29 protein-coding genes, 1 tRNA gene and 1 pseudogene are annotated in these 20,525 nt (G+C 44.6%); all 31 read left to right on the top strand.

The window, feature by feature from the left end; genetic code table 11:
- The 31 genes and pseudogenes from D9738_RS11315 to D9738_RS11465 all read left to right on the top strand — a co-directional run bounded on the left by D9738_RS11315 (window position 1) and on the right by D9738_RS11465 (window position 20,459).
- Entirely contained in the window at window positions 1–375 is a 375-nt protein-coding gene (locus tag D9738_RS11315; protein WP_130260201.1) for a hypothetical protein, read from the top strand.
- Between the two features lies 1 nt (window position 376).
- On the top strand, window positions 377–652 hold the full coding sequence (locus D9738_RS11320; RefSeq protein ID WP_001705009.1) for a hypothetical protein: 276 nt from the start codon (window positions 377–379) through the stop codon (window positions 650–652).
- A 190-nt stretch (window positions 653–842) separates the two neighbouring features.
- Window positions 843–1,238: a phage holin family protein gene (locus D9738_RS11325; RefSeq protein ID WP_001271967.1), complete on the top strand. Its 396-nt coding sequence runs from the start codon at window positions 843–845 to the stop codon at window positions 1,236–1,238.
- A complete protein-coding gene (locus D9738_RS11330) occupies window positions 1,225–1,521 on the top strand; it encodes a phage holin family protein (RefSeq protein WP_130260202.1) in 297 nt (98 codons plus the stop codon). Before D9738_RS11325 ends, D9738_RS11330 begins: the two co-directional genes overlap by 14 nt.
- Complete coding sequence (locus D9738_RS11335) at window positions 1,505–2,050, top strand: glycosyl hydrolase 108 family protein (protein ID WP_042038384.1); 546 nt, start codon at window positions 1,505–1,507, stop codon at window positions 2,048–2,050. The genes D9738_RS11330 and D9738_RS11335 overlap by 17 nt, the downstream gene beginning before the upstream one ends.
- Window positions 2,047–2,325 (top strand): hypothetical protein, encoded by a 279-nt coding sequence (locus D9738_RS11340; protein ID WP_130260203.1) that lies wholly within the window; start codon window positions 2,047–2,049, stop codon window positions 2,323–2,325. Before D9738_RS11335 ends, D9738_RS11340 begins: the two co-directional genes overlap by 4 nt.
- Window positions 2,326–2,618: 293 nt before the next feature.
- A tRNA-Ile gene (locus D9738_RS11345) sits at window positions 2,619–2,694 on the top strand.
- Window positions 2,695–2,997: 303 nt separating this feature from the next.
- Window positions 2,998–3,585, top strand: coding sequence for an MT-A70 family methyltransferase (locus tag D9738_RS11350; protein WP_130260204.1), 588 nt, complete (start codon window positions 2,998–3,000; stop codon window positions 3,583–3,585).
- A gap of 112 nt (window positions 3,586–3,697) precedes the next feature.
- A complete protein-coding gene (locus tag D9738_RS11355; protein ID WP_023278666.1) occupies window positions 3,698–3,967 on the top strand; it encodes a hypothetical protein in 270 nt (89 codons plus the stop codon).
- Complete coding sequence (locus tag D9738_RS11360; RefSeq protein ID WP_023278665.1) at window positions 3,967–4,164, top strand: hypothetical protein; 198 nt, start codon at window positions 3,967–3,969, stop codon at window positions 4,162–4,164. Before D9738_RS11355 ends, D9738_RS11360 begins: the two co-directional genes overlap by 1 nt.
- 74 nt (window positions 4,165–4,238) lie before the next feature.
- Window positions 4,239–4,694 carry a hypothetical protein gene (locus D9738_RS11365; RefSeq protein ID WP_024173201.1) on the top strand — a complete coding sequence of 152 codons (456 nt, stop codon included), beginning with the start codon at window positions 4,239–4,241 and terminating at the stop codon, window positions 4,692–4,694.
- A gap of 389 nt (window positions 4,695–5,083) precedes the next feature.
- Window positions 5,084–5,368, top strand: a pseudogene (locus D9738_RS25420) (tail fiber assembly protein); the annotation flags it as partial.
- The gene (locus tag D9738_RS25100; RefSeq protein WP_240780585.1) at window positions 5,369–5,794 is read left to right on the top strand and encodes a hypothetical protein; all 426 of its coding nucleotides are present in this window, start codon (window positions 5,369–5,371) and stop codon (window positions 5,792–5,794) included.
- Window positions 5,795–6,028: 234 nt separating this feature from the next.
- Window positions 6,029–6,652 carry a ParB/Srx family N-terminal domain-containing protein gene (locus tag D9738_RS11380; protein WP_040123400.1) on the top strand — a complete coding sequence of 208 codons (624 nt, stop codon included), beginning with the start codon at window positions 6,029–6,031 and terminating at the stop codon, window positions 6,650–6,652.
- Window positions 6,652–8,025 (top strand): ParB N-terminal domain-containing protein, encoded by a 1,374-nt coding sequence (locus D9738_RS11385; RefSeq protein ID WP_130260205.1) that lies wholly within the window; start codon window positions 6,652–6,654, stop codon window positions 8,023–8,025. The genes D9738_RS11380 and D9738_RS11385 overlap by 1 nt, the downstream gene beginning before the upstream one ends.
- A 16-nt stretch (window positions 8,026–8,041) precedes the next feature.
- Window positions 8,042–8,761: a hypothetical protein gene (locus D9738_RS11390; RefSeq protein ID WP_000775053.1), complete on the top strand. Its 720-nt coding sequence runs from the start codon at window positions 8,042–8,044 to the stop codon at window positions 8,759–8,761.
- Between the two features lie 556 nt (window positions 8,762–9,317).
- Entirely contained in the window at window positions 9,318–9,908 is a 591-nt protein-coding gene (locus D9738_RS11395; protein WP_001185429.1) for a ParB/Srx family N-terminal domain-containing protein, read from the top strand.
- A complete protein-coding gene (locus D9738_RS11400) occupies window positions 9,908–10,459 on the top strand; it encodes a hypothetical protein (RefSeq protein WP_001019009.1) in 552 nt (183 codons plus the stop codon). Before D9738_RS11395 ends, D9738_RS11400 begins: the two co-directional genes overlap by 1 nt.
- Window positions 10,460–10,464: 5 nt before the next feature.
- On the top strand, window positions 10,465–12,321 hold the full coding sequence (locus D9738_RS11405; protein ID WP_001406385.1) for a phage terminase large subunit family protein: 1,857 nt from the start codon (window positions 10,465–10,467) through the stop codon (window positions 12,319–12,321).
- Between the two features lie 11 nt (window positions 12,322–12,332).
- Entirely contained in the window at window positions 12,333–12,572 is a 240-nt protein-coding gene (locus tag D9738_RS11410; RefSeq protein ID WP_001058287.1) for a DUF6148 family protein, read from the top strand.
- A complete protein-coding gene (locus tag D9738_RS11415; protein ID WP_130260206.1) occupies window positions 12,569–14,143 on the top strand; it encodes a phage portal protein in 1,575 nt (524 codons plus the stop codon). Before D9738_RS11410 ends, D9738_RS11415 begins: the two co-directional genes overlap by 4 nt.
- Window positions 14,136–15,200: a head maturation protease, ClpP-related gene (locus D9738_RS11420; protein ID WP_170967954.1), complete on the top strand. Its 1,065-nt coding sequence runs from the start codon at window positions 14,136–14,138 to the stop codon at window positions 15,198–15,200. Before D9738_RS11415 ends, D9738_RS11420 begins: the two co-directional genes overlap by 8 nt.
- A gap of 9 nt (window positions 15,201–15,209) precedes the next feature.
- Window positions 15,210–15,593, top strand: coding sequence for a hypothetical protein (locus D9738_RS11425; protein ID WP_048828128.1), 384 nt, complete (start codon window positions 15,210–15,212; stop codon window positions 15,591–15,593).
- Between the two features lie 20 nt (window positions 15,594–15,613).
- Window positions 15,614–16,657: a major capsid protein gene (locus tag D9738_RS11430; protein ID WP_097329835.1), complete on the top strand. Its 1,044-nt coding sequence runs from the start codon at window positions 15,614–15,616 to the stop codon at window positions 16,655–16,657.
- Window positions 16,658–17,050, top strand: a complete 393-nt coding sequence (locus D9738_RS11435) for a hypothetical protein (protein WP_171021410.1) — start codon at window positions 16,658–16,660, stop codon at window positions 17,048–17,050.
- A complete protein-coding gene (locus D9738_RS11440; RefSeq protein WP_001083980.1) occupies window positions 17,050–17,394 on the top strand; it encodes a hypothetical protein in 345 nt (114 codons plus the stop codon). Before D9738_RS11435 ends, D9738_RS11440 begins: the two co-directional genes overlap by 1 nt.
- Entirely contained in the window at window positions 17,391–17,876 is a 486-nt protein-coding gene (locus tag D9738_RS11445) for a hypothetical protein (RefSeq protein ID WP_050015676.1), read from the top strand. The genes D9738_RS11440 and D9738_RS11445 overlap by 4 nt, the downstream gene beginning before the upstream one ends.
- A complete protein-coding gene (locus D9738_RS11450; RefSeq protein ID WP_130260207.1) occupies window positions 17,877–18,167 on the top strand; it encodes a hypothetical protein in 291 nt (96 codons plus the stop codon).
- On the top strand, window positions 18,167–19,630 hold the full coding sequence (locus tag D9738_RS11455) for a phage tail protein (RefSeq protein WP_048828134.1): 1,464 nt from the start codon (window positions 18,167–18,169) through the stop codon (window positions 19,628–19,630). The genes D9738_RS11450 and D9738_RS11455 overlap by 1 nt, the downstream gene beginning before the upstream one ends.
- Window positions 19,631–19,646: 16 nt before the next feature.
- Window positions 19,647–20,168 carry a phage major tail tube protein gene (locus D9738_RS11460; RefSeq protein WP_130260208.1) on the top strand — a complete coding sequence of 174 codons (522 nt, stop codon included), beginning with the start codon at window positions 19,647–19,649 and terminating at the stop codon, window positions 20,166–20,168.
- A 9-nt stretch (window positions 20,169–20,177) separates the two neighbouring features.
- On the top strand, window positions 20,178–20,459 hold the full coding sequence (locus D9738_RS11465) for a phage tail assembly protein (protein WP_130260209.1): 282 nt from the start codon (window positions 20,178–20,180) through the stop codon (window positions 20,457–20,459).
- Window positions 20,460–20,525: the final 66 nt, after the last annotated feature.

Raw genomic sequence — 20,525 nt, forward strand, 5'->3', positions numbered from 1 at the left:
ATGGCTTTTACCGACAAAGAAATGATTAAAGAAATCAAAGAACGTATCAGCAGCCTGGACGTGCGAGACAATATTGAGCGCCGGGCTTATGAAATAGCGTTAGCCTCGCTGGAAGCAGAACCGGTGGCATGGACTGATGACGAGGAACTGCGAGATGTTGAGCAAATTGGTTTAGGTTATTTATTACCTTGTCCTCCAGATAAATACGCAGACCCGCGTCGTGTAATTCCTCTGTATCGCGAGCTGCCAGCACCGGTAGTGCCGGATGAAATGTATTGGCAGGATGCGCCAGTTGAAGGCAGCAGCAAAGCGGCTGCATACGCTACAGGCTGGAACGCCTGCCGCGCAGCCATGCTTCAGGGGAAAGGGAAGTGATATGGCTACTTTTACCAAAGAGCAATTGATTGCCCATATTCGTGAACGTAAGGAAGCGCGCCAGAGAATGTTGGATACGGTAACTATTAACCCCGGATTTCGTGAATATCTTGAAAGAGAGCTTGCTACAGATGAAATTGCACTGGCATCCCTGGCATCTGCACCTGTTGCATGGCTAGTTGGAGGGCGTTTGTTCACAACTGAGATAGCTGCGGGGATGTACGCTAGTGAGGTGAGGAAAGCAGTTAAGCCGCTATTCTTTTCTGCACTACTGTGAGTATTGTTTTTTTATTGATCGATTAACCACATTTTGAAGGTTTTTTTTATGGGAAAACCTTGTTTTAGGTGGTAACTGGGTGTAGTGTTTCATTTAACGTAGTAAAACTGCGTTAAGCGATTACCGCGTAATTTGTTGCTTTATGAAGCCCTGCCTTTTCGGCGGGGCTTTTTTTTTAACGAGGATTTCAATGTCAGCAGAACCAATTTCCGGTACGGCCGTTGCTGCTGGTGGCCTGATGGGTGCCAGCGTTTTTGGTATTGCAACTGGTATTGATTACGGCGTTGTATTCGGGGCATTTGCTGGCGCTGTTTTCTATGTTGCTACAGCGGTGAATATTAGCCGTCTCAAGCTGATTGGCTATTTCTTTACATCGTTCATTGTTGGAGTGATTGGAGCGCCGTTAGTTGGCTCATTTCTTGCCAAATGGACCAGCTACAACGATCGACCTCTTGATGCGCTTGGTGCGGTTATTGTGGCTGCATTGACAATTAAAATCCTCACGTTCGTAAACAGCCAGGATCTCGGTAGCATCTTTGGAATGCTTTCCCGCTTACGTGGAGGGGGTTCAAATGGTAAGCAGTGACCCGTCAGCACTGATTAATGCGGTGCTTTGCACAGTAATAGTAATGGCGCTGATGCTTTATCGACGGAAAGACTCCAGGCATCGTCCAGTTGTTTCCTTTCTGGCTTATATCTACGTCATTGTATACGCCAATGTTCCCTTCCGTTATGTGTTCGGTCTTTATCAAGAATCCCACTGGCTGGTGGTTATTGGAAATCTGATTATCTGCGTCGTTGTTCTGTATTTCAGGGGAAATCTGGCGCGGATAGTTGACGCATTAGGGTTTAATCATGACCAAAGATGAGATTTTTAACAGCATTCTTGGAAAAGAGGGCGGCTATGTGGATCACCCTGACGACAAGGGAGGCCCAACAAAGTGGGGCATTACTCAGAACACTGCCCGTGCTCATGGATACCGTGGCGATATGCGCGATTTAACTCGCGAACAGGCTCTGGAAATCCTTGAGGCTGATTACTGGTACGGCCCACGTTTTGACCAGATAGCAACTCTGTCGCCGGATATTGCCGCAGAACTGTGCGACACGGGCGTCAACATGGGGCCAACAGTGGCGTCAAAAATGCTTCAACGCTGGCTGAATGTGTTCAATCTGCGTGGGAAGCTGTATCCCGATTTGGATGCAGATGGACGAATTGGTCCACGTACCATTAATGCGCTGCGTGCTTATCTTGGGAATCGGGGAAAAGACGGCGAACGGGTGATGCTGACGTCGCTGAACTGTACGCAGGGCGAACGCTATCTGGAGTTGGCGGAGAAGCGCGAGGCTAATGAGTCGTTTGTCTACGGCTGGATGAAAGAGCGAGTGGTGGTATGACTGGTTTGAAGGCCGTTTTGTCATTTATTGGCACAATTATATTGGTTGCATTCGGCGCGTTTGGTTTTGGTCGTATGAAGGGGCGAGAAAAGGCCGAAGATGAAGCTGAAAAGCAGCGCATTAATGAGAATGTAGCCGCCGTAAAAGCCACTGCGGAGCGGCGTATAGAAGTGACAAAAGAGGTGGGGAATGTACAGCAGAGTGTTAACCATATGGCTGATGACGATGTTGATCGCGAGCTGCGGGAGTCGTGGAAGCGTCCCGGTGGTGGTTGATACCGCCTGTGATTGGGTAAAGCCCATCTACCTGACTGATCACGACATCGATGTTATGGACCGCCAGACAAAGAAAGATATTCTGGCTCATAACAGGGCATGGGAAATCAACTGCCGAAAGTAATATATATTTCTATAATTATATAAATATATAGTTACAACATTCTATGCGCTTTTCTCATGGGTGCACGCATCAACCATGTTTGTCTGATATGCCGCCGCGCCCAAAAATCCTGAATTTATTGGCTGGGATTTTCGTGCGCGGCGCCACACCAGACAAACAAATCAAATATGGCCCCTTAGCTCAGTGGTTAGAGCAGGCGACTCATAATCGCACGGTCATCGGTTCAAGTCCGGTAGGGGCCACCAATTCACTCTCACACATAAAGATAAGCGCGGTGGAGTTACTTCTTCGTGCTCATCTTTATGCGTGCCTGGTGCACATTTCGGGAAGCCGTTGGTTAGTGAGTACAGGCAGGGCCTGTTATCCGCAAAGGGGTAAAAGCTGGAGCGGCACGGAACTGTAGCCGTGTTACCAAAACAGCGTTGTCGGGCGATATCCGGCACACAACAGGCAAGGGCATTAATCAGTCTGGCTAGTGCCCTTTTCGTTGTGTCTGCTGTAGAGCTGGCCAGCGTTATGACTGCCTGAGCGGCGGAGACATAACTAACATGGAGGCAATTGCATTGTTTAATCTGATTTATGCAGATCCCCCCTGGGAATACAAAGACAAGTGTAAGGATGGGAATCGTGGCGCTGGTTTTAAGTATCCAACGATGAAAGCTGAGGAGATTGCTCGTATTCCTGTCTGGCAGCTTGCTAATCCTGAATCGTGTTTGTTGGCCATGTGGTGGGTTCCGACTCAGCCAGAAGAAGCGTTGCTGGTGGTGAAAGCATGGGGATTCAGGCTTATGACCATGAAGGGCTTCACATGGAACAAATGTGGTAGCCGACAACCAGATAAGCTGGTGATGGGAATGGGGCATATGACTCGTGCAAACAGTGAAGATTGCTTGTTTGCAGTGAAAGGCAAACTACCGACACGTCTTGATGCGGGGATCATTCAGTCGTTTACATCGCCTCGTCTGGAGCATTCTCGGAAGCCTGATGTGGTCCGTGACAAGCTGGTAAAGCTGTTAGGCGATGTTCCTCGTATTGAGCTGTTTGCTCGCGGTGATTTACCTGATGGCTGGCATGGCTGGGGCAACCAGTGCAACGGAGGTATCCAGTTGCATGATGCTCTCTGGCAAGTGTCATAGAATTATATAATTATAGATTTATATAAAAAGTGCTTTACAGGTGGGAAAAAATTTCCTATGGTTATACCCGAAACCGAGCGATACCCGCCCTGGTTAAACCGGAGATAACCCGATGAAAGTACAAGACCGTGAAGTAGTAAAAAACCTCCTGCAATACCTGACCTCAAAAAACCTGACGGGCAGCGTTGAGTTCCGTGAAGCGTTAAAACATTTCAACGTCACTACGGTTTATCGTTGGGAAAACAAACATTCTGAAAGACCGTATGTGGTGGATGTTTTTGCGCCTGATATTGAGTGCGGTTTTGAGCGTCATTCGTTCAAGGAGAAACATTCCGCTGATGTTTTTTGTGAGGTTGTATGTGCGGCAGGAGATGATGAGTGATGCGTATTTCCTTCAAACGTGCGACTGAGCAGCAACGCAAAGAGCTTCTGGCTGATGATGTAGCGGCCGTTTATGACCTCATGAAAGAGGTTGTGGAATCAGGGAACTACACGGCGGCAAAGATGCTTAAACTGCAATTCTTGCTGGGCGACCTGAAATACAAATCCGAAGTTGTCGCCGGACGACGCGAGCATTAAACCGTAACGATAACGAACAACGAGCCTCGGCAATTGCCGGGGCTTTTTTACATCCAGACAAAGGAGAACATGGGATGCCTTCGACAAGCACCAAAAAAGAAATGGCGGTTAGTGATGTGCTTTACGCGCTTTCGACTATATGTGACGGAGCAATGATGAGGATGAAAGTCCTCCATGAAGCATACGGAAAAAGTCACGATGAGGCAGCTAAAGAATGCCTGAATGAGATTGTGGACTTCATTGATAGCCATCGGTCGCTGATAGCTCTCGATAACCAGCCGCAAGCCGAAGAATGCCAGAAGCGCGAGTATAAAACGATATATGGGAATAAGTTCTTCTGTCTAAGCGAGTTGGCTGCAAAGGTGGCCGACATTCTGGAGAACAACGGCGGTCGAATGCGTCAGGTTAGCTATCTGGCTGAATATGAATCTCTAATCATGTTAGTTGATCATTTAGTTGATACAGGAGCTTTACAGCTCAACTGCCTAAGGCTATCTGGTCACCCGATAAAAATGAATGGAAGGATATAACCGTGGACTTGCCGAGTGATTTGTTCTGGTTTCCGCTTCCAATAAGAGATTTGTTGGTATTTCTGGCTGGCGCTTACGTCTGGAGAAAAGCGAAGGACACCTCGTTATCTTTGAGGTTTGTCTTAGCTATATCGGTAGGAACCGCGCTGGGAACGGCGTATCTCTTGATATTACTGGAGATATTCATTGAAGAATGGATAGTTTCATGAATGGTGTTGGCATTTTTCTGATGGTTGTGGCCGTGTGTTTTTGTATCTCGCTGGTGGTTATCGCTGGTGTCCTGTGGCGCATCTTAGTGGCGCAGAGAGCTTTTCGGCGTAAGCGGGAGCAATTGCGGTCAGGGTGCGTTTCATTCAAGTCAATGAGATAGATGTAGGGTTATTTATATGATGCATTTAAAAAATATCAGTGCGCCGCTTATTGATCCCCGCGGCAAACATCCAGATGTGCTACAGCTTTTTACTGAAGACGGAAGAAATTGGTATGAGGAGCAGAAGAAATTTCAGCCTCACACTTTAAAGATGATGTATGACAATAACGGCATTATCCGCAGTGTTTCGAAAGATGTATCGTTGCTTTGCCCGGATGGGATGAGTGTTATTGAGTTACCTGATACCGATGAGTATCGAAAAGTAGATAACACAGGTGATTGGCTCGTCAAAGATGTTCAAATTGTGAAGCGTGAAGGTCCAGAGCAGCGAGAAAACTCACCGATATCTATTGGTGCCGAGGCTGTTCCGTTTAAGTTTGAATTATCCCAACTGGTAACAATGCGTATCAGTGACGAATGGGGAGAAGTTCAAGCCCGTGCTCAGTATGCAAATGGCGAAAACCAGTATCTGATTCACTATCAGGCGGCTGATGGCCGTGCTACTACAGAGTGGTTCGGTGAGTCGATGCTGATTGCGATGGAGGATAAACGTCATCCTGGCTGTCCTGTTTTTGCTTGTATTGATCTGCCAGAAGGCGCGGTACTTGAAGACGACAAAGAAGAATGGTCGCCTGATGGCGAACTTGTCATTACCGGAATCGTGGATGGTAAGCCGAGATACTCTCGCATTGAGGTAAATAACGGTCACATCTGTTTGATACCAGAGTGACGCATTACAGCAGCTCTTGTGCTAATCAGGGGCTGCGATAATGCGCAAACCAAAGCTGCCTCATTAACTCCAGCTCGCTGTGGAGTTAATGCTGGTGGCTTTTTTATTACTGGAAGGTGGGCGACCGCCGTCAGTTGCGACCTGACGACAGTCATTCATACCCACAGGGTGCCGTGGATACAAACCGAGGCCCACTTGCTTGCACAAGCGAGGGGATTTTAGCGGATAAACGGCATGACAAAACAACTTAATGTGGTTTCTTTACCACTTTCTGTGTTGATTGGTTATGAAAAGAACGCTCGCACACACTCCGTGGAGCAGGTAGATCAGATTGTTGCCAGCATACAGGAGTACGGATGGACTAATCCGATCCTGATAGACGAGAACAACGTTGTAATTGCTGGTCATGGTCGAATTGCTGCGGCCACTCAGTTGGGGATGGATGATGTTCCCTGCATTGTTCTGGCTGGGCTAACGGAGAATCAGAAGAAGGCATATCGTCTGGCCGACAACCGTATTCCGCTGAATGCTGGTTGGGATGAAGAGCTGTTAAGCGCGGAGCTTGCAGATCTTGCGGCCGATGATTTTGCTCTGGACTCAATTGGTTTTACTCAGCGCGAACTGGATAACTTATTGAGTGCGGCGGTCTACGATGACACAGAGGGTATGGATATCCCATTTGAGAAGGATGAGGCCAAATCAGGCGTAAAAGTTCAGTACCTGTCATTTGGAGGTCATAAAATCCCGGCAACGGATGAGGAAGCGGATCGTTTTGACTGCGCGGTGTCTCGTTATGTTGATGATAATGGCAGCTATATCGGATTTGTATCCGCATTGCTGGCTGGGGAGGTGTGCTGATGCTTCACCTGAATTACGACATAACGCACCTACGCGGCGCGGAATATAACCCGCGTTTTATCGGTGAGGATGATCTTGCGAGGCTGGAGGAAAGCGTCAGGGAGCTGGGGCTTGTGAAGCCATTGATAGTGCGCGGCGATTTGCTGGTGGCGGGACACCAAAGGACGAAGGCGCTACGTAAGTTGGGAATAACGCGTGCTGCGGTGTATGTGTTGCCCTGTGAAACGACGGTATACGACGAAGTTCGGTTTAACCAACTGCATAACGGAACGGATTTTGATAGCGGAGATGAGCGTTGCAGGGTGTCCGGTCTGGAAGATAAGCATGGTTTTGTTCAGGTATCGGCAAGCCAGATCTCAGGCAATATGCGCGCGAAAATGGCATATGTTCGAAAGAACATAGCGGAACTGGTTATCAAGTATGGTCCGTGGGGTGGTTGTGTTGCTACTCAGTCTGGCGAGGTTATTCACTGTGCTCAGTATGCATTAGCAGCGAAGATGACGCGCACACCGCTAACGGTGTTTGTGATCCCTGATGTTGAGAAGGAAAAATACCAAAGTTATCTGAATAAAACTTATGGTGTATTTGAGTATTCTCATCTGGAGAAAACAACATACATCCAGACGTATGCGCAGCTTATGCGGTTGCGTAATGGTGGCAGCCTGAAATCAAACCTGTATGAGTCGTTGATCCTCCCGATCATTGCCAAGACGCCAAGAGGAATTGATTTTGGTTCGGGGCAGGGAGACTACGCGCGAATGCTCAGGGCAAAGGGGTATAACCTGCATGATCTTGAGCTTTTCCGCCGTAAGGGCGCAGGAAACACTCTGGATAGGGCTGCAACAAACCGAATGATTGATACGCTGGTGGACGACTTAAAAACGCGAGGGCGTTACGACTACGTGATTTGCGATAGCGTTTTGAACTCGGTCGATAGTGTCGAGGCTGAATGGTCCGTTCTGACGGTTCTGAAAGGCCTGTGTAAAGCTGGTGGGTCAATATTCTTTTCTGGCCGTAGCCGTGGAGAGCTGGAGAGTGTGCTTAAACGAACGCAAGCTGCTAGCTCTATAAGTCGGCTTTATTTTATTGACCATAACGGTTTTTCTGCTTTGTACCGGAAGGGACACTGGTTTTATCAGAAGTTTCATTCTGATGAGGAAGTGAAGCAATTGTGCCGTGAGCATAGCTTCAGAATAAAGCGGTCGGTATTTAACGGTAAGAGCTGGTATTTGCACGTTATTAACGATGATTCTCTTCGCTGGGAGAGTCTGGAGAAAGCTGTTCGTTTTGAGTTTGAGTTGCCGTTGCCTGGTGGTTCAACAATCGGACGATCTGATGATGTGTTGGCGGCTTTCCGGCCGTTGATTAAGTAGTGTGTAGGAGGCGCTGGTGGCTGACAGAATTGAGATAAAGATGGATTTTTCTTCTCAGGATATTCAACGACAACTCCAGCGCCTTGAAGAACGCGAATTGCCATTCGCAATGGCGCTTGCGGCAACCAGAACGGCAAAGGCTTCTCAGGCTGCGATTAAGAATGAAATTAATCGGGTATTTGACAGGCCCACGCCGTGGATTCAGAACTCTACTTACGTTTTGGCCGCAAAGAAGAGTGATCCTACAGCCATTGTGTATGCTCGTGAATGGGGAGGAACGCCAGCCCCTGTAACGTTGACTCCGCAAATCGAAGGTGGCCAACGACAGTACAAACGCTCAGAAGGGGCGCTAAGGGCTGGTGGATATTTGCCTAACGGCTGGCAGCTTGCTCCTGGTCCCGGCGCAAAGCTGGACAAATACGGGAATATTTCGCGGGGGCAATTACAGCAGGTCTTATCTGGCCTAAGAGTTCAGCGAGATGCGCATCAAAATCGCCGTCAGGGCAAGCCTACGGAGTTTTTTGTTGTTCGACCTGGTACAAGTAACCCGCTTCAACCAGGCGTCTGGCAGCGCGTTGGGCGGCGTCCTACGTTGATCCTTACGTTTATCCAGCAACCTAACTATTCGCAGCGTCTTGATTGGCATGGCGTGGCGCTACGTGCTGGTGAGGATGCGTTTGCTGATGAAGTCACAAAGGCTATTGATGACATTCTTTCTAAGACGTTCTCTCGTTAATCATCGTGTGGTTGATGGTGTTGTTATGCAGGGTGTATTCACTGTGTTCTGTAGCGTCGCTCGCTGGCTGTCTGTGGGTGAGCACGAGCATCGTTTCATCGTCCGGCAGAATTGGGTCCTTCTGGCCAAAAGCGTTGGATGCGGGTCATTCGAACCCCGATGTTCGGCTAGCTAAACGTGAAAAAAGTTAGGTTAAAAGTTGCGGTAAAAGAAATTTACTCATCTCATTGAAAAATATCGGGAAAACGTGATTTTTTGCTGTATTTGTGCTGGTAAAAAGAAAGTAGAAAATTTTCTTTTAGATCATCAAGATACGCGCAGATCTTTAACCAATGTGATGTTGTTCTGATAAAAATCGTTATAAATCATGCAAATACATCCAATCTTTTAACCAAAACACCATCTCAAGATCCTTTTCACTTATAAAAACTTAATAAAATCAGATAATTATGCTGGTTTGTGTGATTTTTTATGAGTAAAAAGATCGTCATTTTCTCTTTTAGTATCAATAAGTTAAACAGTTTTCTTTAACCTGTTGTGTTATGGCGGTTAAAAAATGGCTCTAAAAATCGAATATTTACCAGTCGGTAAGCTGCTCAGATACGCCAAAAATTCACGGACTCATTCAGATGAGCAGGTTGAACAGTTGGTGAACAGTATCCGTGAGTTCGGTTTCACTAATCCTGTGCTGATCGATGAAAAGAATGAACTGATTGCGGGGCATGGTCGGCTTGCAGCAGCCGAAATTCTGGAAATGGATAAAGTTCCGGCGATTCGGTTGAGTAACCTTTCTGAAAAACAGAAGAAGGCTTACAGGATTGCAGATAACAAGCTGGCCTTAAATGCTGGCTGGGATATGCAGCTTCTGGCCGAAGAAGTCAAAGAGTTAATGGATGATGATTTTGATATTGATCTGCTTGGGTTTAATGATGCAGAACTTGACGAAATGTTAAGCGATGAACAGCCGCAGGAAGAAGACGATAATTCTTCCCCTGTTGTTCAAATTAAGTACCTGGCTATTGATAAAGAACGTATTCCCGCGACGGATATGGAAATTGCATTGTTGCTGGATGTTTATCGTCAGTACCACGACGCGCATGAAACGCATGAGGGATTTGTTCAGTATCTTGCTAATGGTTGCAAGTAATGGCCATCGTCAGTAAGTCAGAGTTTGCCCGCCGGAAAGGTATTTCTCCGGCAATGGTTACGAAGCTCTGTCGTTCCGGTCGCATTCCAGTGCTGAAAAGCGGCAAGCTGGATTTTGATAAAGCTAGTGCGGCTTATGAAGCGAGCCGACAGGTTGGTCGTGAGGTATCTGCTGAAAACGGAAAAAGAGGGCATGGGATATCTTCGGAACAACCAGAGTTACCCGCTGATGATGCCGGATTAGCTGGTGGTACTTCCGGTGTTGCGGTGCAATTCAACAAGGCTAAGACCGCAGAAAAAATTTATCAGGCAAAGCTGAAACGCCTTGAATTTGAAGAAAAGGAAGGCTCTCTCATCGCTAAAGATGCGGTCAGGGATGATGCATTTCTGGCAGCTAATGAATTGCGTAGCCGCTTATTTAGTATTGCTCCAAGAGCAGCTCCCCGTTGTGAAGGCAAAACAGCCAGGGAGATCGAACGCATTATTGAAGACGAGATTAATTTTGCGCTTCAGGCGCTCCAGGAATCCCGATTTATTAAGCAGGAAGAATAAACCTCATGGGCGAAACAGTATGGAGCACCGCTTTTTTCCGTGCGCTTCGCCCTAAATCACGGCTAACTGTTTCCGAATGGGCTGATAAGTATCGTCATGTAGCGCCGGGAACGTCTCCAGAGCCAGGGCCGTGGCGTACAAGCCGAGTGCCATATTTGCGTGAACCAATGGATGTTATTGGTGACGCTGATACAGAAACAGTAGTGATGCAATGTAGCTCGCAAATTGGTAAATCCGAATTACAGCTAAATGTTATGGGTTACTTTGCAGATCAGGAGCCATCTCCTCAGTTGATGATTTATCCAACGGTAGAGGCGGCTGAGGCTTTTTCAAAAGAGCGTATTGATCCGACGTTCAAATATTCCCCTGGTTTGAAACACAAGCTGCATGAAGGGAAAGAGGGGCGCGGTGCAGCCAAAAAGTCCAGCACGACTATACGTATGAAGCATTACGCTGGTGGATATATAGCACTTGTTGGTGCTAATTCCCCAGCAGGTCTTGCATCCAGGCCAATTCGAATACTGTTAGCTGATGAGATTGATCGTTACGGTGTGACGCAGGAGGGCGACCCACTAAAACTAGGTATTCAGCGTACTACCAACTTTCATAATCGTAAGAAAGTTTTTGTTTCTACTCCTGTTTTGGAGGAAACGAGCAAAATCCACAAGTGGTTTAAGCTCTCCGATCAGCGTTACTACCATGTTCCTTGCCCATGTTGTGGCACCATGCAGGTGATGAAATGGTCGCAAGTCAGATGGGATAAGAGCGATTCAGGTGAGGCGTTACCGGAAACGGCCAGATATGAGTGCTGTGAGTGCGGCGGGATTATGCGCGGATCTGGTAAACCAGACGTTGATTGGTTGGCGAAGGGGGTATGGATAGCTGAACATACTGGAGTTAAAGGTATTGTTGGTTTTCATATTAACAGTCTTTACTCCCCGTGGGTTGCATTGTCAGAGCTGGTTGAAGAATTTACGGAAGCAACCAGAAACCGCGATAAAAATGGATTAATGGAGTTTATTAACCTTAAGCTGGGTGAGCCATGGAAAGAGGATGCTAAAGACGATATCGATCCTGAATACTTGTTGCAACGCAGAATAAGGTTTGAAGAGTTTTTACCAGATGATGTTTTATTGTTAAGTGCAGGTGTTGACGTACAGGACACGTATTTAGTTTGTGAATTGGTCGGTTGGGGAAAAGGTAAGGAATCATGGGGGATTGAATATAAAATATTTCCTGGCGATCCCGCACAAGATGTTGTCTGGAAACAACTTGATGAATACTTACTCCGTAGCTGGTCATTTCGTGACGGTCGAAAATTACAGATTTCTTCCGTTTGTATTGACTCTGGTGGGCATTTTACGACAGAGGTATATCGCTTTACTAAGCCGCGAGAATCAAGGCGAATATACTCTATCAGAGGTCGTGGTGGGGTAGGTTTACCGTTTATAGGAAAGCCAAGCAATAATAACCGTGTAGGCGCTATGTTGTTTAATTTGGGGGTTGATGATGGTAAAGGAACCATCATGGCACGAATTAAGCTACATGATCCTGGTCCTGGTTATATGCATTTCCCATTAGATTCTGACAGAGGATATGATACCGAATACTTTAAAGGGCTATTATCAGAGAAAAAAATATTTGAATATAAAAATGGGCAGACAAAAGAAAAGTGGGTGAAAGTCTACGAGCGTAACGAGCCTCTTGATTGCCGTAACTATGCAACTGCTGCGATGGAAATTCTGAACCCTAATTTTAACTGGCTTGCCGAACAGGAAATGCGAGGTAATGTGTATGTGCAGAACTCGTCAGGTATACGTAGAAGACGCCGTAGAGTTATAAGTAAAGGCGTAACCATATAGAGGAAATATAAATGAACAATGAAGCATTTTCTCTGACTGAGGCCAGAGAGATGTTATCTGTCTGGCGGGAAGCATATCGCGCTATTGCTATTGGCGGTCAGTCATATAAATTTGGCACGCGGCAGTTAACTCGTGCGGATTTATCAGAAGTCAGAAAAGAGATGGATTACTGGCGTAATGAAGTAGAAAGATTATCAGCAGGTATACGCCGAGGCCCACGAATTAAACGAGTGGTGATAAGAGATTTATGAATATTCTTGATCGAGTTATTGCACCGTTTTCACCTCAGAGGGCATTAAATCGAGCTTTGGCAAGAAAACGGTTAGAAGCACTTGAAAGTATTAATAACCTTGGATATTCACGTCATGGTGCAAGCACTCATAAAAAATCATTAAGGGGTTGGTTTAGTAAAGCTGGTTCTCCTGATGATGATATTGTTAAAAATATAGATAAATTGCGTGAGCGTTCTCGTGATCTCTTCATGGGAAACCCGCTATCGGTTGGCGCAATAAAAACTATCAGGACAAACGTTGTTGGTTCCGGTTTAAAACTAAATGCGAACATTGATGCCGATTTTTTGGGGATGACGCAGGAAGAAGCGCGGGCATGGGAAAAGCATGTTGAGCGTGAGTTTAGATTATGGGCTGATTCTCCAAATTGTGATGCATCAAGAATGTGTACTTTTGGACAATTGCAATCATTGGTCCAAATATCTGCGTTAACATCTGGCGATATATTTGCTGCGCTACCAGTTATTAAGCGTAAGGGTGTTATATATGATTTGTGCGTCTATTTGATTGAAGGTGATCGTGTTTGCAATCCAGAGGATCGTTTTATACCAAATCTTTACGGTGGCGTAGAGGTTGGTGAATTTAGCGAGCCTGTGGCGTACTGGGTTGCAAAACATCACCCAGCCGGGACTTCTGGTTTTGTAACCCGCAAGTGGGAACGTATTCCCGCATATGGGAGTAAAACAGGAAGAAGAAATATTCTGCATGTTATGCAGGATTTTGAAAGGCCTGGGCAACGCCGTGGCGTTCCTGTCCTTGCTCCTGTAATTGAAGCATTGAAGCAGTTAGGACGATACACCGATGCTGAATTGGTTGCTGCGGTTGTGTCAGGGATGTTTACAGTTTTTATTAAAACAGACGCTCCTGATGGACCAGTAGGTGAATCAGGTATCCCTCAGTACGAGCAGATCGATAACCATGATGATAACACCCAAGAAATGGGGAATGGCTCCATAGTAAGTTTGGGGGAAGGTGAGTCGATAGATACAGCAAATCCCGGGCGACCAAATACGGCATTTGATGGTTTTGTTGTCGCTATATGCCGTCAAATTGGGGCTGCTTTAGAACTCCCTTACGAACTCTTGGTAAAGCATTTTACAGCAAGTTATAGCGCAAGCAGGGCCGCATTACTTGAAGCCTGGAAAATGTTCCGTATGCGACGTGACTGGATGGTTCAGTCATTTTGCCAACCGATCTATGAGGAATGGTTGGCTGAAGCTGTTGCTAAAGGTCGTGTTATTGCCCCTGGTTTTTTTTATGGGCCAGAATATCGCGCTGCATGGAGTGGCGCTCAATGGTATGGCCCATCACAAGGTCAATTAGATCCCCTTAAAGAAGTCAAAGCTGCAAAACTGCGTGTTGAAGAAACATTCTCTACCCGTGAAAAAGAAGCGGCTGAAATGTCAGGTCTTAACTGGGAAGAAACCGCACAAATTTGTGGCAGGGAGGAGAGTGCTCGCCGTGAATTGGGGCTGATTACGCCTCCTGTTTCTGAGGTAAATGAACAAAATATGGAGACAGATGATGCCTAATTGGTGGGAAATAAAAAATAGCACGGGTGAAGATGACTCACCGGCTGAACTTTTAATCTACGGATATATTGGCGAATTTGATGAGGTTTCTTCTTCTGATATAGTGAATAAGTTAAAGGATATTTCATCAAATACTATCAACGTAAAAATTAATAGTTATGGCGGTTCTGTTTTTACTGCTCAAGCTATTCTTTCATCATTAAAACGCCATAAGGCGAATATTACTGTTTATATCGACGGCATTGCTGCATCGGCTGCAACTATTATTGCAATGGCGGGTGATAAAATTATTATTCCATCTAATGCTATGATGATGATCCATAATCCGTGGACATGGGCAATGGGGGATGCGGATGAATTGCGTGATATTGCTGAGATGATGGATAAGATACGAAATAGTATTTTATCTGCATATAAGGAGAAAACAGGGCTTTCTGAGGATAAATTAATTGAACTAATGGATCAGGAAACATGGCTAAATGCAGAAGAAGCTGTTGAGCTTGGCTTTGCTGACGAGGTTGAAAAACCAATACGGCTATCTGCTTCCATAAAGGAAGGGATGCTTTCGCTCAATGGAATAACTTTTGAAGCATCAAGGTTTTCAAAATTACCTGATTCGCTCGCAAAGTTGCCACAAAATAAAAATGAATTATCTACTGAATTAAATGAACAAAATGAGGACGATGTTGTGACTCTTGATGAATTAAAGAATAAACATCCAGAATTATACAATCAGGTTTTTAATGCTGGTAAAGACGAGGGCGTTAAATCAGAGCGCGAGCGCATTGAGACAATCGAGAATAGCGTGATTCCAGGTCATGACGACCTAGTTAAGAATGCAAAATTCAAAACGGGTGTTTCTGCTGCTGAACTTGCTTTGGAAATTATGAATGCAGAGCGAGCGCGTAACAAAAACTTTCTTAATCAACGTCAAGAAGACGCAAATGAGGTGAATGATTCAGTTGATGTTAATCAACCAGAAAACAACGGCGATAAACAAGCTGAAGCAGTAAAAAATGTTATTGGATCAGTATTTAAAAACCGCGATAAAAATTAAGGTGAGTTTATGCGAGAGTCTTTTTCATTTGAACCAGATAATCTGATTATTTCTGGTGGTATGCCAGCAATTTCAACAAGTATTAAACTTGCCAGCGGTAAAGTAAAACGAGGTGAGTTACTTGCTTTTGTCAGTATTGATCAGACAACAAATGTTGTCACTGTGGCTCCGATAAATCTCTCTGGAGAGGGAGTGGCAAAAGAACCGTATTGTATTGCTCAACACAGTATTGATGCGACTGATTCAGCGCAAGTAGGAACAGCATGGTTGACCGGAATGTTCAATGCACGTGCGGTTATCCTTCCTGAATCAGCAAAGGTTGCCGATGTATATCTGGCTTGCCGGAAGGTTGGAATATTCCTTAATACCGCACAACAAAATCCATCTGCATAATATAAAGAGGTCGTATTTTTATGCCGAATATTGATATTTTTGAACGACGTACAATGCTTGAGCCTGTTATTCAGAATTTCAAGGCTCGTCGTTTTCTTCTTCGTACTTTTTTTCCTGGTGTTCAGACCTTTAATTCAAAGAAAGTTGATCTGGATTTTGTTCGCGGTGGCCGTACTATGGCTCCGTTTGTTGGTAAAGGTTTTGGCTCAAAAACCGTTGAGCGACGCGGCTTTGTAACGAGAACTCTGGAGCCACCACTTGTTGCACCTGATTTGGTAACAACAGCAGAGCTGCTTTTAAACAGGCTTCCGGGTGAGAATATTTACAACGCAAAATCGCCAGCAGAACGAGCCGCCGAGCAATTAGGTAAAGATTTGCTTGAGCTTGATGAAATGGTTAACCGCCGTGAAGAATGGATGTGTGCACAAGTCTTGTTTACGGGGCAGGTTGATATTGTTGGTGAAGGAGTGGATAACACAGTTTATTTTTGGCCTGAAGAGGAAGGAGATAAACCATATCTTGAACTGACAGGTGATGATTTATGGAGTGCAGCAAAATCAGATCCGTTGGTCAATGTTCGCAACTGGAAACGTCGTGTATCACTAACTTCAGGTTTTACTCCTCGTGTTGCCGTAATGGGGGCAAAAGTTGTTGATGCATTCGTTAAAAATGAAGCAGTAACTAAATATCTTGATAATCGCCGAAAAGAGTTTGGGTATATTAAGCCAGAGGACTTAGAAGAAGGCGTAACTCATTATGGTAATGTTGAGGGACTCGATTTTTATGGTTACGACGAGCTTATTCTCAGTGATAAAACAGGAAAGCCAGAACCATTAGTGCCGGAGGATAAGATTCTCCTTGGCTCTCCGGGGCGGGGAACGATGCTGTATGGAGCTGTAGAACTTGTAGATGAGGTTGAAAAGTCTCTGACTATTGTTGAGTCACCACGAGTTCCAGACACCTGGGTATCTCGTAAGGCGGGAGGCCGTTATGTTGCCATGAAGTCATCTCCACTGCCTAATCCTGGTGTAGCTGACGCCTATCTGGTGGCTAAGGTGGTTTAAATGGCCAGACTGGTTAAAAACATTGATACGATAAGCCACGGCTCGCTAAAAGCGGGCCGTTTGCTTAATGGGCTAATGGATAACTCCAGGATTGCCGAACTGATTGCGTCAGGACATGCTATTGCCACCGAAGGGGATGGTGATTTGGCATCGGCTGGGAGCTATGATGCGGCTAAGTTAGCTTTTGAGCATGGATACGCATCTGCTGTTAATGATGCTGTGGCCGCGGGGTTGATTACGCGAACGGAGGCGTGTAGCTGTGTATTCGAGGTTGAGTTTGAGGATGATGGCGGCAATGAGGAAACAGTTGCTGATGATTCATCTGAATCTGTAGCTACTTCTGATACCAGTAATGCGAAAAAATCAACGCAAAAAAAAGGTAATAAGAAGTAATGAACTCCTTCAAAGAGGTTATAGCGCAAGATATTTCTGCAATATTCCTCAATGAAAAAGAGTTTGCCGATACATATAACATAGACGGCAAGGATATCCTTGCCGTAATTGATACAGACCTTATTCATGAGCGGAATAAACGCTCATATGCTGAGTTTGCAGAGGGAATAAATCAGGGGCAAATAATATTATTTGTTTCAAGAAAAGATTTTCCTGTTCTCCCTGTCAAAGACCAGTCAATGAAAATCAACGGTAAAAATTATATTGTTGATGAAGTGTCAGATAATGTTGGTGTATTGGAAATAACTCTTACTGTTAATACTAACAGAGGAATGCCGATTTGATTAATCTTTTGATAGATGCAATAAAAAATCGGTTGGAGCATGAGGTTTTCAATGATTTATTAGTACAGGGGCCTCCTTATGATGAAACAGACAGTGATATTAAATTGTTTGTTCCAACAATATTTAAAGGGTACTTGCCTCCTAAATCACAACCATCTCCAGATAAACCGCCAGAATTTCCTCATGTAATTATCAGGCCCACGGAAGGAGGAATGCAGCCTGAAACGGATGAAGTTAAGGTTAAGTTTCTTCTAGGTGGTTTTTGTGAGGACCATACTGGATATGAATGGGTAATGGCTCTTCTTGAAAGGATGATGTTTCATTTTCAGGAGAAGCCTTTACTTGAAGAGAAATTTCTCTTTCAGGGTGATATCAGATGGCGAATGTTTGATGATCAACCATATCCATACTGGATAACGGAAGCAACTGGAACGTGGCTAGTATTAAAGCCTCAGAATATTCAGTCTCAGGAGTTTATCTAAATGGCTAATAAGAAAATTAGTAAAGAAGATATAGAAAAGAAGGAAGATGTTGATCAAACATTTGTGTATATAGGTCCAACAATCCCTCAAATCTCACTTTTGAAGCATAAACTATTCAAGAATGGTTTATCTCCAGAGTGTGAAAAATTAATTTCATATATTCCTGGTGCAAAGTGTTTGTTTGTGGCAACCAGTGACTTTGCAGATGCAGAAAAAAGACTTTCTGATAAAACCAGCGTTGAGTATGTAATGTACTCTCGTGTTTCTTCTTCTATCATGGAGATTAAATAATGGGATATCGCCACGGTATTTATATATCTGAGCTGGCTACGTCTATAACTCCTCCTGTGCAAGTTAGTGCTGGGTTGATTGTTGCATTTGGCACGGCTCCTGTTAATCAGTTAGAAGATCCAGCATCAGCGGTAAATAAACCAATAATTGCTTATACCTACGCAGAGGCCGTATCTAAAATAGGATATAGCACAAACTTCGAGAAATATACTTTAAGCGAAGTAATTAAAGTCGCATTTGGCATATATGGTGTTGCGCCAGTTGTATTTATTAATGTGCTTGACCCAGCAAAGCATAAGAAAGACGTTACTGATGAGTTAGTAAAACTTTCTGGCGGGAAAGGTACGCTCTCTAACGATGGTGTCTTATATAAATCTGTTGTTGTGAAAAAAGCAGATGGTGATTCGCCTGGGTTAACGGTTGATACCGATTATGTGCTGGCGCTGGATGATAATGGCTATACGGTCATTACAGCTATTAGCGGAGGAAAAATTACCGAAAAAGACGCTACTCTTAAGGTTAGTTATACGCATCTTGATCCCGGTGCCGTAACTAAAAATGACGTTATCGGTGGTGTGGATTCCAACACTAAAGCCAATACAGGGCTTGAGTTACTGTCAGATGTGTATCCCCGCTTCAAGTTAGTTCCTGGACAAGTGATTGCACCTGGATTTAGTTCTGATAGTGAAGTTGGTCAGCTAATGGCGGCTAAGGCCGCGCTGATTAGTGAATTGTTCAAAGCAGAAGCTATAACGGATGCGCCGACCGATAAATCTACTATCAGTGATTACTCGGCTGTTCCTGAATGGAAACAGAACAATAATCACATGGCCGCTAACCAGACAGTGTGCTGGCCGATGGTGAAACTTGGAGACAATATTTACCATCACTCAACCCATTTAGCGGCCGCAACATGCTTGCTGGATAGTCAGTATGGTGATATTCCATCACGTTCTCCGTCAAATATAAAACTACAGATGGACGGTGCTGTACGTAAAGATGGCAGTGAAGTATGGCTTAACATTAGCCAGGCAAACTACTTAAATGGACAGGGGATTGTAACAAGCCTTAATTTTGATGGTTGGAAATCATGGGGAAACCGTAATGCTATTTATCCAACATCTACAGACCCCAAAGACGCATTTCGTGTTTGCCGACGTATGTTTAACTGGGTGGGTAATACGTTAATTCTTTCGCATTGGTCAAAAATAGACAATCCTGCAAACCGTCGATTAATTGAATCGATTGTTACAAGTGCGAATATTTGGCTTAACGGCCTCACAGGTAATCAGGATATTGCAGGTGGTGTTGTTACCTTTGATCAGTCTGAAAACACGATTACGTCATTGATGGACGGGATTGTTAAATTCCATGTAAAAATGACACCATTCTCACCTGCCAGAGATATAGAGTTCGTCATGGAATATAATCCTGATTATCTGCTGAACTTGTTTTCTGAATAAATAATAGGAGGTTGCTTTGAGCAATCAAATTCCTGAGAGACTTATTAACTTTACAGTATACGGTGAGGGAAACCGTATTATCGGTGTTGCTGACGCAAAGCTGCCATCAATTGAGATGATGACAGAGACAGTTAGTGGTGCAGGTATTGCTGGAGAGCTTGATAGCGGAACGCTGGGGCATTTCAAACCAATGACTGTCTCTCTTAAATGGCGAACCCTAACCTCTGCTGGTACAAAATTATTTCTATCCTCATCGCATCAGGTAGATTTTCGCGGTAGCCAGCAGGTTTATGATGCCGGAACAGGAAAATATAAAACGGTTCCTATTCGAGCTTCAATGAAGCTAAACCCTAAAAAACTGGATTTGGGTTCGCTACAGGTAGCAAAGGCCACTGATTCAGAAAATGAATTCGAAGTTCTCTATATCAAATTATTTATTGATGGGAAAGAAGTTTTAGAAATTGATAAGTTGAACTTTATTTGTATCTTTGATGGCGAAGATATATTAAATACTGTTCGTGATGATTTAGGTTTATAAGGTGAAAAAATGGAAACCGTTAAATTAAGTAAAGAATATCGTTTTGAAGACTTTGAGCCAGTGACTGAACTCAACCTTGATTTAGACAACCTAAAAGGCAGTGATATTTTAGAGGTATCGGACTTACTGCAATCTCAAGGGCATGTTTCAGTTCAAACATCACTTGATAATAAAGTCCATGTTGCCCTGGCAGCTCGCTGTATTGGCTGTCCAATAGAGTATCTGAATGGATTGCCAGCGAAAGACTTTGTTAAAGTTTGTCAAAAGGTACAGAATTTTTTGCTCTCGTAGGTTTTGATGAGCAAAAACCTATTGATAAGCAAATAATGAGGGCCGCGAGTTCTCTATCTCAATCAT

This window comes from Escherichia sp. E10V5, from assembly GCF_004212315.1.
In the GTDB taxonomy this organism is placed as follows: Bacteria; Pseudomonadota; Gammaproteobacteria; order Enterobacterales; family Enterobacteriaceae; genus Escherichia.